This is a genomic window from Brevibacterium sp. LAARM2_SD2 (assembly GCF_057364785.1).
Map to the genome: position 1 here is coordinate 1 of NZ_JBNFOM010000033.1, position 13,371 is coordinate 13,371.

Annotated in this window: 10 protein-coding genes and 1 pseudogene; 4 read left to right on the top strand and 7 right to left on the bottom strand. The window is 67.9% G+C overall.

Translation table 11 applies throughout. The annotated features are described in order from the left end of the window. Positions 1-286: 286 nt before the first annotated feature. The 3 genes from AC2W7K_RS16465 to AC2W7K_RS16475 all read right to left on the bottom strand — a co-directional run bounded on the left by AC2W7K_RS16465 (position 287) and on the right by AC2W7K_RS16475 (position 2,187). Positions 287-598, bottom strand: coding sequence for a hypothetical protein (locus AC2W7K_RS16465; protein ID WP_486006417.1), 312 nt, complete (start codon positions 596-598; stop codon positions 287-289). Between the two features lie 159 nt (positions 599-757). Beyond that, positions 758-1,135 (bottom strand): hypothetical protein, encoded by a 378-nt coding sequence (locus AC2W7K_RS16470; protein WP_486006418.1) that lies wholly within the window; start codon positions 1,133-1,135, stop codon positions 758-760. Next, the gene (locus tag AC2W7K_RS16475) at positions 1,069-2,187 is read right to left on the bottom strand and encodes a glutamate-cysteine ligase family protein (RefSeq protein ID WP_486006419.1); all 1,119 of its coding nucleotides are present in this window, start codon (positions 2,185-2,187) and stop codon (positions 1,069-1,071) included. The genes AC2W7K_RS16470 and AC2W7K_RS16475 overlap by 67 nt, the downstream gene beginning before the upstream one ends. 207 nt (positions 2,188-2,394) lie before the next feature. Between AC2W7K_RS16475 and AC2W7K_RS16480 the strand changes: the two genes are divergently transcribed. Continuing rightward, entirely contained in the window at positions 2,395-3,567 is a 1,173-nt protein-coding gene (locus tag AC2W7K_RS16480; protein WP_198499908.1) for a M20 family metallopeptidase, read from the top strand. A gap of 188 nt (positions 3,568-3,755) precedes the next feature. On the opposite strand, the gene AC2W7K_RS16485 is transcribed toward AC2W7K_RS16480, so the two are convergent. Beyond that, positions 3,756-4,700, bottom strand: coding sequence for an FkbM family methyltransferase (locus AC2W7K_RS16485; RefSeq protein WP_376872231.1), 945 nt, complete (start codon positions 4,698-4,700; stop codon positions 3,756-3,758). Positions 4,701-4,834: 134 nt separating this feature from the next. On the opposite strand from AC2W7K_RS16485, the pseudogene menC reads away from it, so the two are divergent. Beyond that, positions 4,835-5,958, top strand: a pseudogene (menC, locus tag AC2W7K_RS16490) (o-succinylbenzoate synthase). Between the two features lie 70 nt (positions 5,959-6,028). Here the strand turns inward: menC and AC2W7K_RS16495 are convergent. Then, a complete protein-coding gene (locus tag AC2W7K_RS16495; protein ID WP_376872237.1) occupies positions 6,029-7,654 on the bottom strand; it encodes an SLC13 family permease in 1,626 nt (541 codons plus the stop codon). Positions 7,655-7,748: 94 nt separating this feature from the next. On the opposite strand from AC2W7K_RS16495, the gene AC2W7K_RS16500 reads away from it, so the two are divergent. Both AC2W7K_RS16500 and AC2W7K_RS16505 read left to right on the top strand, forming a co-directional pair. Further along, complete coding sequence (locus tag AC2W7K_RS16500; protein ID WP_486006420.1) at positions 7,749-8,687, top strand: LysR family transcriptional regulator; 939 nt, start codon at positions 7,749-7,751, stop codon at positions 8,685-8,687. Between the two features lie 86 nt (positions 8,688-8,773). Next, the gene (locus AC2W7K_RS16505) at positions 8,774-9,892 is read left to right on the top strand and encodes a tartrate dehydrogenase (protein WP_211978623.1); all 1,119 of its coding nucleotides are present in this window, start codon (positions 8,774-8,776) and stop codon (positions 9,890-9,892) included. Between the two features lie 96 nt (positions 9,893-9,988). Here the strand turns inward: AC2W7K_RS16505 and AC2W7K_RS16510 are convergent, their stop codons facing one another. After that, positions 9,989-10,897, bottom strand: a complete 909-nt coding sequence (locus tag AC2W7K_RS16510; protein WP_211978622.1) for a cation diffusion facilitator family transporter — start codon at positions 10,895-10,897, stop codon at positions 9,989-9,991. A 405-nt stretch (positions 10,898-11,302) separates the two neighbouring features. Further along, complete coding sequence (locus tag AC2W7K_RS16515) at positions 11,303-13,288, bottom strand: flotillin family protein (RefSeq protein WP_211978621.1); 1,986 nt, start codon at positions 13,286-13,288, stop codon at positions 11,303-11,305. Positions 13,289-13,371: the final 83 nt, after the last annotated feature.

The window sequence follows — 13,371 nt, forward strand, 5'->3', positions numbered from 1 at the left end:
CTCAATCGCAGGCCGCGGAAGGTTCTGGAGTACGCGACTCCGGCAGAGGTACTGGGAGACATGCTCCTTGCGGGCGTACCCTGAAGACACCCCAATGGTGCACTAGAAACCTGAACCTGCCAGCCGAAAATCTGTCCAGAACGACCTGAAGTCGAGGCGTCAGGGCAAGAAACGGGGCCAGTGAACTCAAAACCCGTCGGGCAGCGAGCCCTAACCCCTCACGCGGGGACGTCCCACGTGTGGACGGGGCGGCCACGCAATTCCGCAGCGAAGGAGCATGCCCGTTTCAGCCATTGATGCTGTCGATCCATTCAAGAAGTCGCTCCATGCGGCTGACCAAATTCTGTTCAGCAGGTTCGGCCGAGGTGACGACACCGCCCAGCCCACCGACCTCAGAACTGACGAAACTGCAGTTTTGGGAAGTCGGGAGCTCGTGTGCCATAGACCATTGTTCGAGCGTTTCGACGATCATTTCCACCGCGCCCGACACGTCGGCTTCGCGTTCGCTGAGTCCAGCGGCGCGCTCCTCCCACAATGGTGGGTACGTCCTATCGAACCGTTTGAGAATGAACTCCGCTCTCGCCCGGAGGGTCTTCACCTCGGGCGGTAGAGGTCGGCGAAACACAATACGCAAGATAGGAATCTCCGGAGGACTGACTTCAGGTCGTTCTGGACAGAATATTCAGCCGAAAATCTGTCCAGAACGACCTGGAGTCGAGGCGTCAGGGCAAGGTGAGGGGCAGCGAGCCCTAACCCCTCACGCGGGGACGTCCCACGTGTGGACGGGACGGCCGCTCTCCTGGTTCGTCAGGTAGGCGTCCATCATCGCCTTGAGCCCCTCGTCGCGTTCGCGGGTGTTCTTCCGGCTGCCGGGGGCAAGTCGGTCGAGCATCCGCAGCTGCCACGTCGCACCGTTGGCCTTGCGCTCGGCACGACCCTCGATGATCGACATGTACTCGTCGATGACGTCCTTGTCGATGTTGAGGCGCCGCAGACCGCGGCGGGCCTGCGGGATGAGGACGTCGATGACGAGGTCGGAGACGGCGATGTGCCCGATCTTCGGCCACGTCACCCGCGCGGTGATGCCGTCCTTCGCGCACGCGAAGAAGTTCTCGCGCGCCTCGGCGAAGGACATCCGCGACCACACGGGTCGGTTCTCTCCGACGAGGAACTCGGCGAGGCCGTAGTAGAACGCGGCATCGGCGACCATGTCGACGGGAGTCGGGCGGCCGGCAGCAGACGATTCTCCACCCGGATGTGCGCGCCGTTGTCGCCGGCATCGTAGATCGGCCGGTTCCACCGCCACACGGTGCCGTTGTGGAGGTTGAGCTCGAAGAGCTTCGGGGCATCGGCATCGCTGAATTCGACGAAGTCCTTGATCTCCGGCAGCAGCGGCGGGAAGTAGCGGACGTTCTCCTCGAAGAGGTCGAAGACGCTCGTGATCCACCGCTCCCCGAACCACACACGCGGGCGCACCCCCTGGGTGACGAGCTCCGGGGTGCGGGTGTCGATCGACTGGCCGAAGACGGGGATCCGCGACTCGTGCCAGAGCTTGTGGCCGACGAACAGCGGGGAGTTCGCGCTCACCGCGACCTGTGCGGCGGCGATCGCCTGGGAGGCGTTCCATGCCTCGGCGAACTTGTTCGGGGCGACCTGGAGATGGAGCTGCATCGACGTGCACGAGGACTCCGGGGCGATGTCGGAGAACTCCTGCCGGTACGTCTCCTTGCCGTCGAGTTCGATCTGCACGTACTCCCCGCGCGCGTCGATGACCGAGTTGCTCAGCGCCGCGTAGCGGTTCTCCTCCGTCATCCACGGCTCGTTCCTGAGGAACTGCGTCGTCAGCGTCGGCAGGGTTCCGATCGAGGCGATCTTCAGCCCCTTCGCCTCGGCGGCGCGCTTGGCCCGGGCCAGGCGATCGGCGACCCCGGACTCCAGGGTCTTCAGACCGCGCCCGGCGACCTGGAGGACAGGATGGTTGAGTTCGAGGTTGAAGCCGCCGATCTCGGACTGGAACTCGTCATCGAGGTCGGCGAGCACCTCCTTGTTCCGCAGGCTCGGCTGATTGTCCTCGTCGACGAGGTTGAGCTCGAGTTCGAGCCCGATCGTGCCCGCCGATTTGAATTCGGCATGACGGAGGTACGTGTCGAAGAGCTCCAGATTCTCCGCAAGCTTCTCGCGGTACAAGGTCCGCTCTTCCGGTGTGTACCGCTTCGAACTCACTGCCTCACCCATACGACAAGCAAACCACACACTGCAGAGGTTGTGTCCGCCGGTTCCGTGACTTCTCTCAGCGCGAACACCGCCGGACACCCCGGCCAGGACCGCCGCCGCCTGAGCACGCGATGCGGACAGGGCGGGTTACCGTCGGGATCCCGCACTAGAATCGGGCCCATGTCGACCTCTGTGAACTCCGCCACTCAGCCCTCTGACCTCGTCCGCAGCGCCGAGGATCGCCTTCCGGCCATGCTCGCCGACCTCGAGCGGGTCATCTCGCTCGAGACGCCGTCGGCCGACAAGGTGGCGGTAGCGCGCGGGGCAGCCGACTTCGCCGCGCTCCTGCGCGAGCGCCTCGGCGCCGAGGCGGAACTCCTCACCGTCGACGGCGTCACGCACGTGCGCCTGCGGTTCGGCGACAGCCCTCCCCGCGTCGTCCTCCTCAACCACCAGGACACCGTGTGGCCCCACGGCACGCTCGCTCGCCTCCCGTTCTCCACCGCCGACGGCGTCCTCCGCGGTCCCGGCAGCTTCGACATGCTCACCGGGGCGATCATGAGCGTCCACGCGGTCGCGATGCTCCGCGACCGCCTCGGCGAGGACGGCCTCGCTGGGCTCTCGATCCTCATCACCGGCGATGAGGAGGTGGGGTCGGTGACGTCGTCCGATCTCATCCGCGCCGAGGCGGCCGATGCCGCAGCCGTGTTCGTCATGGAGGCGAGCGCCGACGGTGCGCTCAAGCTCGAGCGGAAGGGCACCGGAATCTACACGCTCGTCTTCCGCGGCCGGGCCGCGCACGCGGGGCTCGAACCGGAGAAGGGCATCAACGCGGGGATGGCGCTGGCCCTGACCCTCCCGCTCGTCGCCGGTCTCTCCGACGCCGAGGCGGGCACCACCGTCGTGCCGACCGTGATCTCCGCGGGGACGACGTCGAACACGGTCCCCGCCGAGGCGCGCGTCGACGTCGATGTCCGCGCCCGCACCGCGGCCGAGCTCGAACGCGTCGACGCGGCCATCCGAGCACTCGCCGCAGACCCGCAGCTCGACGGGTCGACGACCGAGGTGATCGGCGGGATCAACCGCCCGCCGTTCGAACCCGAGCAGTCGGCGGCCCTCTTCGACCGGGCGACGGCACTCGCCGCCGAACTCGGGATCGCAGCCCCGCGCGGAGTCGCCGTCGGCGGTGCCTCGGACGGGAACTTCACCGCCGGCGACGGGATTCCCACGCTCGACGGCCTCGGTGCCGTTGGCGACGGGGCCCATGCCGAGCACGAGCACGCACTCATCGCCGAGATCGCCCCGCGCACGGCGCTGCTCGCAGCCCTCATCGCCGACCAGCTGGGACGCTGAAGGCGGCCGGGCTGCCGCCACCGCCTGGTTCTGCGCCACTCTCAGGGTGCCCCCTGGATTCTGCGCCACGTTCAGGGTGAGATTCGCGGAAATATCACCATGGACGTTCCGCGCAATCGCCTTCGAATGGGCGCAGACTGCTCAAGCCCCTCCGCCGTGGCCCCACGCCTCAGGCCAAGCCGGCCCGTTCACGCCACGGGGTACCCGTTCGCGCTCAGCTCCTCCGGGGTCTGCACCGTGAACAGCCAGTCCCGGAAGTGGGGGTCGGGGACGATGCGCTCGGAGTGGGTGAGCTCCTCGGACCCGACGAGGAAGTAGCTGTACCCGTGCGGTTCGAGCAGTCGCATGAGCTCGCCCGGCTGGGCCCGGTCGTCGAGGACTTCGCAGAGGATGTCCGGGCGCAGGGCGGCGAGGAACTCCGCCCCGTGGCCGAGGACGTCGTTCTCCGCTCCCTCGACGTCGATCTTCACCGTCACCCGTGACGTGCCGGCCGGCAGTTCGGCGAGCAGTTCGTCGAGGGAGGTGAAGCGGACTTCGACGCCTTCGGCGAAGTCCATGCTCGCGGCGTAGAACGACGGCAGCGCCGATCCCCCGTCCCCGGTGGGCACGCGCATCGTCGTGCCCGGTGCGCCGACGCCCGTCGGGTGGACGGTCACCCTCTCGCCGAGGTGGTTGCGCGCGATGTTCTTCTCCAGCCCGGCCACGACGGCGGGGATGATCTCGAAGGAGTGGGCGACGGCGGTGGGGTTGGCGGCGAGGACGGCCATCGTGAAGACCCCGGTGTAGGCGCCGATGTCGACGAACACCTCGGCGTCGCGGCTGAGGTCGACCATGAGGTCGAGGGCGAAGGCATCCTCGGGTTCGGTGCGCCGGCCCTTCCCCCAGTAGAACTCCTTGGCGATCTCGCAGCGGAAGGGATCGACGAGGACGAAGGAGGCTCCGCCGGCACGACCGGTCACCTCGGTGAGTCCGATCGGGGCGGGCAGCCGACCGATCCGGATGCCGGCGATGTGCGGGGCGACCGCGCGCATGAGCGGGTGGAGCAGCGGCTGTGCGAGGGCCGCCTTGACGGGGAGTTTGAGCCCGAACCATGACTGCTTGCGTGCGGTGAGACTCCGCAGGTAGTCGTTCACGGTGGGCCCCTCTTCGTCGTGTGCCCTCTTCGCCCCACCGTACCAATCCACGGCCCGGGGCACTACCGCCTCAGTGCCGGGGCATAAGGTGGTGACGATCACCTTTCCCTTTTGCGAAGCAGGAGCCGCGGCCGATGAAGCTCACGTCGATCACCCTTCACCAGGTGTCCATTCCCCTCGTCACCCCGTTCGAGACCTCGTTCATGCGGGAGACGGAGAAGGACTGCTACCTCGTCGAAGCGCGGTTCGACACCCCTCAGGGCGAGATCACCGGGTGGGGCGAATCGGTCGCGATGATCTCCCCGCTCTACTCCTCCGAGTACGTCGCCGCGGGCATCGACGTCACCCGGCGGTGGCTGGCCCCGATCCTCTTCGCCGTCGACGACCTCACGGCCGAGACGGTCGGCTGGCACCTGCGGCATGTCATCGGGCATCCGATGGCGAAGTCCGCGCTCGAGATGGCCCTCATCGACGCGCAGCTCCAGCTCACCGGCCAGTCGTTCAAGTCCTACCTCGGCGGGGTCGTCGACTCCGTGCCCTCAGGGGTGTCGGTCGGCATCCAGGACTCCGTCGAGGAGACGGTCAGGGTCATCGGCGGCTACCTCGACGAGGGTTATGCGCGGATCAAGCTGAAGATCAAGCCGGGCAAGGACATCGCCACGGTCGCCGCGGTCCGTCAGGCCTTCGGCGACGACTTCGGGTTCCAGGTCGACGCGAACGCCGCGTACACGCTCGTCGATGCCTCCCACCTGCGCCGTCTCGACGACTACGGCCTCCTCCTCATCGAACAGCCCCTCGGTGAGGCCGACATCCGCCAGCATGCGGAGCTCGCGAAGCTCATGGAGACCCCGATGTGCCTCGATGAGTCGATCGTCTCCGCCGAGGCGGCCGCCGACGCGATCGCGCTCGGGGCAGCGGCCGTCATCAACATCAAACCCGGCCGGTGGGCGGCTACATCGAGGCCAAGCGCATCCACGACCTCGCCGCGGCCAACGGCGTGGCCGTGTGGCATGGCGGGATGGTCGAGACCGGGCTCGGGCGCGCGGCCAACGCCGCCTTGGCCTCGCTGCCGGGCTTCACCCTGCCCGGTGACATCTCCGGGTCGAATCGCTTCTTCCATGAGGACATCACGGAGGAGATCGTCATGCGCGACGGCCGCGTCGACGTCCCCGACACCGTCGGCTTCGGGGTGACGATCGACCCGGCGAAGCTCGAGAAGTTCCGCACCGAGTCGATCGAGATCCTCCCGGAGCGCTGAATCCTCGCCGAGGCTGTCATTCCTCGCCGAGGCGGTCGCCGGCAGGCCGGACCACCTCGGCGAGGGGACCTCACTGCCCCAGGCCGACGACGCTGATCATGATCGGGGCGAGGACGATGATGAGGATCGCACCGGCGATGTCGAAGGTGAACCCGGTGCGGATCATCTTCGTGATCGGCACCGCCCCGGTGCCGTAGACGATGGCGTTCTGCGGCGTCGACACCGGAAGCATGAACCCGAAGGAGGCGGCCAGTGTCGCCGCCATCGCCGGCACGAACGGGTCGACTCCTGCCGCCTGGCAGAGCGGGATGACGATCGGGACGATGACGGCAGCCGCCGCGGTGTTCGACGTCGTCTCCGAGATGAGGATCGCAAGGATCACCGAGACGATCGTGATGGTGAACAGGCTCGTCACGCCCAGCGTCTCCGCGAACCCGTTGCCGATCGTCTCGGCGAGGCCGGTGTCGGCGAGCAGCGATCCGAAGATGATGCCGCAGCCGAAGAGGATGATCGTTCCCCAGTCGATCTTCGCCGCCTGGCTCCACGTCAGGGTCGGCTCGCGCCTCTTCCAGTTGACCGGCAGGATGAAGAGCAGCGACGCGCCGATGACCGCGACGATCCCCTCGTCGAGGCGGGAGTCGAGGAACTCGTAGATCGCTGAGTCGGTGCCCGCGAACAGCGCAGCGAAGGCCGGCAGCAGCCAGAGGACGACGGTGAGACCGAAGGCGAAGAGCGTGTTCTTCTCCGCGCGGGAGACGGGCCCGAGCTCGGCGAGCTCCTTCTTCACATACTCCTCGACGCCTTCGATCCTGCGGATCTCCGGCTTGTTGAGGAGCAGGAGGACGAGGGCGAGCACGATGAACATCGCCACGCAGATCGGGAACGCGACGGCCATCCACTGACCGAAGGAGATCTTCTCACCGGTGGCCTCCTCGATGAGGCCGCGTCCGATGAGGTTGGGCGGGGACCCGACCGGGGTGAGCAGACCGCCGACGCTCGCCCCGTAGGCGAGCATGAGCAGCAGCGCCGCTCCCACCCGCAGCCGCAGCGGGTCGAAGTCGGGCTTGACGATGCCGCGCGATTGGAGGAGCTCGGCGATGACCGCGAGGATGCCGAGCGCGGTGGGCATGAGCATCGCCACCGTCGCCGTATTCGACACGAACGCGGAGAGGATGCACGTGATGAGACCGAAGGCGATGATCACCCGGTACACCGATCTGCCGACCCCGGGCAGGGAAAGCACGGTGAGCGCGAGCCGCTGGGCGATCCCGTGGTGGAGCATCGCCTGCGCGAGGATGAACGCGCCGATGAAGGTGAAGATCGTCGACGACCCGAACGGTCCGACGGCGTCCGCGGCCGGCACGATGCCGAGCACGACGACGACACCGACGCCGAGGAGCCCTCCGATCGGGATCGGCACCGGCTCGGTGATCCAGAGGACGATGACGCCGAGGAGGACGGCAGCGAGCATGTGCTGCTGATACGTGAGGTCGAACGGGATGAGTGCGAAGATGATCGCAACCGCAGGAGCGAGGATGAACCCCGAGGTCATCCGGGCCCGTTCGAACCGCTCCTCCCGTGGAGAGAGCTTCTGCTCGCTCAGGCTGCGGAAGGTCTTGCCGCCGAGCAGCGCTTCGCGCACATCTGTCTTCTGAACCGACGAGCCGCCGTTGCCTCGTCCCTGCGAGATATCCACCGTCTTTGGTCCTTTCATCGCTGTGAGTCCAGCGTGACCGAGCGGACCGATATAGTCCAAGGCCTGTTTCCGATCAGACCAATAGCATGGGCCTATGGATATTCGTCAGCTCCGCCAGTTCCTCGCCGTCGTCGACACCGGCAGCTTCACGAAGGCGGCAGAGGCCATGCTCGTCGCCCAACCGTCCTTGTCGCAGACGATCAAGGGGCTGGAGCGGGAACTCGGGGTCTCGCTCTTCCATCGCATCGGCCGCACCGTGCGCCTGAGCGAGGCCGGACGTGAGTTCGAAGGTCCGGCGCGGCTCGCGGTCCGCGACCTCGATGCGGCGAAGGCGCACATCGATCGTCTGCGCGGGCTCCAGGCCGGGCGGATCGAGATCGCGGCGATGCCGTCGCCGAGCATCGAACCGCTGTCGTCGCTGATGGCGAGCTTCACGCTCGCGCATCCCAAGATCGCCTTCGCCGTCGACGGCACCTTCACCGCCGAGGAGACCCTCGAAGCCGTCCGCCACGGACGCGCCGAGATCGGCTTCCCCGGCAGCCGCGAGCCGCTGAAGGTCAAGGATCTCGACGTCCTCGAGGTCACCGCTCACCCCCTCATGCTCGCCCGCCCGCGGTCGCAGACGCCTCCCGGACCAGCGCCGGTCGACCCGAGAGCGCTGGCGGGCACCCGCTTCATCGTCTCCCACCCGGGCTCGCTCATGCGCGCCTACGTCGATGAGCTCATCGCGGAGGGGATCGACATCGACATCACCGCCGAGGTGGCGCATCGCTCATCGATCCTGCCCCTCGTCCGTGCGGGGCTCGGCTCAGCCGTCCTGCCCTCGGCCTGGCAGGTGTTCGCCGCGCGAAGACGTCGAGATGGTCCCCCCTGCGCGGCGCGCCGGCCCTGCACGTCTCCGCCGTCTCCCGTCCCGCGGGGCTCACGCCGGCCGCCGCGGCGTTCCTCGACACGGCCGCCCGCCTCGGCGACTCAGGGATGCTCCCCCGAACAGAGGAGGGGCCACTCCCCCAACCATAGGCAGAGCCGATGAATGGAATCGAGAACTCGTCTTGGACTTATGACTCGTCGACGCGCTCAATGGAATGAGCCCACTCCCTCAGACGATCGAGGACCGACATGACCGATACCCAGACCTTCTCCATCGCATCGATTCCCGGCGACGGCATCGGCGGCGAGGTCGTCGCCGCTGGACTGCGCGTGCTCGACACGGTCGCCAAGCTCTCCGACGGCGCGATCGCCTTCGACATCACCGAGTACCCGTGGAGCTCGGAGCACTACCTCGAGCACGGCCACTACATCCCCGCCGGCGGCCTCGACGAGCTGCAGAAGCACGACGCCATCTACTTCGGTGCCGTCGGTTCGGCCGATGTCCCCGATCACACGAGCCTGTGGGGGCTGCGCCTGGCGATCACGCAGCCGTTCGACCAGTGGGCGAACATCCGGCCCGTGACCTTCCTGCCCGGAGTCCAATCCCCGCTGCGCAAGGCCGATGACACCGAACTCGACTGGATCGTCGTCCGGGAGAACAGCGAGGGCGAGTACGCGGGTATGGGCGGGCGCAATCTGAGCGGTCGCGGCCCCGGCAATGAGGTCGCCCTGCAGACGAGCCTCCACACGGAGAAGGGGACCGAGCGGATCATCCGCTTCGCCTTCGATCTCGCTCGCACCCGTCCGGTGAAGAAGGTCTCGAGCGTGACGAAATCGAACGCCCAGCAGTACGGCATGGTGCTCTGGGACGAGGTCTTCGCCCGCGTCGCCGAGGACTATCCGGACGTCGCGACCGAGAGCGTCCTCGTCGATGCGATGAGCGCGAAGTTCGTCCTTCGCCCCGAGGAGCTTTCCGTCGTCGTCGCCTCGAACCTCCACGCCGACATCCTCTCGGATCTCGGCTCCGCATTGGCCGGCAGCCTCGGACTCGCCGCGAGTGCGAACCTCAACCCCGAACGCAGGCATCCCTCGATGTTCGAGCCGGTCCACGGCTCGGCACCCGACATCGCCGGGCAGGGGGTCGCGAATCCCATCGGAGCGATCTCCTCGGCCGCGCTCATGCTCGACCATCTCGGCCGGCCCGCCGAGGCCGACGCGGTGCGGCAGGCCGTCGAGAACGTCACCGGGGCGGGGATCCTGCCGCGTGACCTCGGCGGAAACGCGAACACGATCGAGATGACCGAGGCGATCGTCGCCCAGCTCGAAGCGATCCACGCCGAGGCGGCCGCACCGCTGCCGACTCCCTGACCTCCCAGCCCGGCACAGCCGCGCCCGCCGTCTCCTCGCTCAACGGGGGAACAGCGGGCGCTCTGGTTGCGGTGCAGCCGCCTCGGTGCCGAGGCCTCAGCTGTGGGTCTGCTTCTCCTTCTCCGCGTCCTTCGCCGTGTCGAACTGGAACGTCGAGTGCTCGATCGAGACGTCGAAGTGGTCGGCCACGCACGCCTGCAGGTCCGCGAGGATCCGCGGCGCGTGCCCGTCGTAGAAGCACTCGTCGGCGAGGACGACGTGGGCGGTGAGCACGGGGAGGTTCGAGTCGATGCGGGTGACGTGGAGGTCGTGGACCGCCTCGACGTGATCGACGTCTTCGATGTGCTTCTTCACGGCCTCGAGGTCGAGCTTCTTCGGCGCGGACTCCAGCAGGATCGATCCGGTCTCCTTGAGGATCGCGAACGCGCGGGGCACGATGAGGGCGGCGATGACGAGGGCGGCGACGGCATCGGCGCGGGTCCAGTCGAAGAGCCAGATCGAGACCGCGGCGACGATGACGGCGACGGAGCCGAGCGCATCGGCGATGACCTCGAGGAATGCTGCCCGCAGGTTGAGCGAGGAGTTCTTCGACGAGGTGAGGATGAGGATCGAGACGACGTTGCCGGCGAGGCCGACGACGCCGAAGATGAGCAGTTCGGGGCCGGGCACCTCGGGCGGCGCGAAGAAGCGGCGCACACCCTCGATGAGGCTGTAGATGCCGAGGCCGAGGAGCAGGGTCGCCTGCGCACCGGCGGCGAGCACCTCGGCGCGCTTGAAGCCCCACGTCTTCTGCCCCTTCGGCGGCCGCGCGACGAGCGTCGCGGCGAACAGCGCGATGCCCAGTCCGATGAGGTCGACGGAGTTGTGTCCGGTGTCGACGAGCAGGGCGAGCGAGCCGGTCCAGATCGAACCGAAGACCTGGAAGGCGAAGATCACCAGGACGATGCAGAACACGATCGCGAGCCGCTTGCGCGACCCGGTTTCGTGCGAGTGGTCATGAGACATGAGGACTCCTTTCACACTCACATTAACATATGCGTATGTATTTATGAATATGCCTGAAGTGAATGCTCACGTGCCGGAGGACAGTGGGGGACGCGGACGCAGCGGGGATCGCGGATATGACGACGTCCCCGTTGGGTGCCCGCGGACATTACGCCACGAGGTGGTTCCCGCGGACATGACGACGGCCCCGAGGTGGATCCCGCTCGATGATCGCGTGATTATCGAGCGGGATCCACCTCGCGGGCGCAGGAGCCTCAGCGTGGTAGGTCCTCAGTGTGAAGGGTCCTCGAGTGCGGATGACCCGCAGGGGAGGAGGACCCTCACAGCGGAGGCGAGCCGCCGCTCACCGGAAGGCGAGCGGCGCCGCCTCGGTGCGGATCAGGTTCCGCTGGAGACCGACCGACGTCAGTTCGACGTCGAACCGCTGCCGGTCTCATCGTCGTCGGACGCACCGCCGGTGCCGCCCGTCGCGCCACCAGTGCCGCCTGTCGCGCCACCAGTGCCGCCGCCGGACGCACCGCCACCAGTGCCGCCGCCGGAGGGAGTCGGTCCCGACCCCGGTCCACCTGCGGGTCCCGAACCAGGCCCCGAACCGGTGCCCGCACCGGAGCCCGATCCGGCGCTGCCTCCCGCGGCACCGCCGTCGCGGCGGCGCAGCGCCTCGTCGATGTAGGCCTGGACGTCGATGCCGGTCGCGCGCTTGACCTCGTCGCCGATGTGCTGGATGTCGAGACCGCCATCCGGGTCGAGGAAGTCCTTCGGGTCGAACCCGGCCCACTGGCTGCTGTCACGCTGACTGCTGTCGCGCTGACCGCCGTCAGCGCGGCCACCGGTTCCTCCGCTGCCCGAACGGCGACCGCCGGAGCCGTCACGGGCTTCGCGCCGGGCCTCCCGGCGCGCGGCCGGAGTGTCGTCGGCGAGACGACCCTCGATGACCTGACCGCGGCCACCCGATCCACCAGAGCCCGACCCGGAACCGCCGGACCCCGGACCACCCGAGCCCGGACCGTCCGCATCGTCGTCGCCGTCACCCGAGGCCGACCCTCCGCCCTGCGCCTTGTCGACGAGGTCGGTGAGGTCGATGCCGGTCGTCCCGCGGACGACCTCGAGCACCTGGGCGAGGTTGTTCGACACCGAGTTCGCGAGCTTCGACTCGCCGTCGGTCGACACGATCGAGAGGTCCTTGATGTTCGCGTACGGAGCGACGAGTTCGCCGGCGATGTCCGGCAGCACTTCGAGCACCTTCGAGAGGACGGCGGCGTCATTGAACTTCTTGTACGCCTCGGCCTGTGCCTCGAGGGCTCCGGCCTCGGCCTCACCGCGTGCCTTGATGGCGTCGGCCTCGGCCTGGCCCTCGAGGCGGATGGCTTCGGCTTCCTTCGACCGGCGGTGGAGTTCGGCAGCAGCCTCGGCTCGGCCCTGGGCTTCGATCTCGTAGGCTCGGGCGTCGGCCTCGGCCTGCTGGCGGTAGCGCTCGGCATCGGCCGGGCGGCGCACCTCGGCGTCGAGCTGTTCGGCACGCAGCTCCGCGGCCTCCTTCGCCACGACCCGGTCGCGTTCGAGGAGCTTCTGCTTCTCCGCCGCGGCGGCGAGCGGTCCGGCGTTGTCGGCCGTCGCCTGTCGCTGGTCGGCCTCCTCCTTCAGCGCCGCCCGGCGCAGCGCGAGCTGCTGCTGCTGTTCGGCGATCGCCTGATCGGTCAGCGCCTGCTGCTTCTGCGTCTCCTCGTTCTGCTGCGCCTCCTCGACGGCCGCGGCGCGGGAGGCATTCGCCTCGGCGATGGCGGCGTTCTTCGCGACCTCAGCGGCCTGCGGGCGACCCCAGTCGCGCAGGTAGCTGCCCTCGTCCTCGACCGCGGAGATCTGGAAGGTGTCGATGACGAGACCCTGGTTGTTCATCGAGTGCGCGGATTCCTCCTGCACCTGCGCGGCGAAGGAGGCGCGGTCCTGGATGATCTGCTCGACGGTGAGCGTGCCGACGACGGCGCGCAGGGTGCCGGAGAGGATCTCCTTGCTGTAGTGGTCGATCTGATCCTGCTGGTCGAGGAAGCGCTGCGCGGCCTTGCGCACGTCATCGTCGGTGCCGCCGACCTTGACCTGAGCGACGCCGCGCAGCTTGAGCGCGATGCCGTTCTTCGAGATGCCGTCGATCTCGACCGAGATCTGCCGCGACGACAGCGAGAGAATGAACGCCTTCTGCACGATCGGGTAGACGACTGCGCGTCCGCCGATGATGATCCGTCCCGACCCGGACGCTCCCGAGGCGTTGCGTCCGGTGATGATGAGGGCCTCGGACGGGGAGGCGATCTTGTACGACCGGAGAATGACGACGAGTGCGATGAGCACGACGATGGCGATGGCGCCGATGATGACGGCGCCGAGTATGAGGTCCATGAGCGGGCCTTTCGTTTCCTCAACGGGGATGCAGGCGAGCCGACGCATGTAGTCGGCCCGTGCTCACCACCCTATCGGAGGCC

What these genes read in the sequence shown, in the direction of transcription:
- AC2W7K_RS16500 (WP_486006420.1), top strand. Translation starts at nt 7,749, where the DNA reads ATGGATATTCGTCAGCTCCGCCAGTTCCTCGCCGTCGTCGACACCGGC.
- AC2W7K_RS16505 (WP_211978623.1), top strand. Translation starts at nt 8,774, where the DNA reads ATGACCGATACCCAGACCTTCTCCATCGCATCGATTCCCGGCGACGGC.
- AC2W7K_RS16510 (WP_211978622.1), bottom strand. Translation starts at nt 10,897, where the DNA reads ATGTCTCATGACCACTCGCACGAAACCGGGTCGCGCAAGCGGCTCGCG.
- AC2W7K_RS16515 (WP_211978621.1), bottom strand. Translation starts at nt 13,288, where the DNA reads ATGGACCTCATACTCGGCGCCGTCATCATCGGCGCCATCGCCATCGTC.
- AC2W7K_RS16470 (WP_486006418.1), bottom strand. Translation starts at nt 1,135, where the DNA reads ATGTCCTTCGCCGAGGCGCGCGAGAACTTCTTCGCGTGCGCGAAGGAC.
- AC2W7K_RS16480 (WP_198499908.1), top strand. Translation starts at nt 2,395, where the DNA reads ATGTCGACCTCTGTGAACTCCGCCACTCAGCCCTCTGACCTCGTCCGC.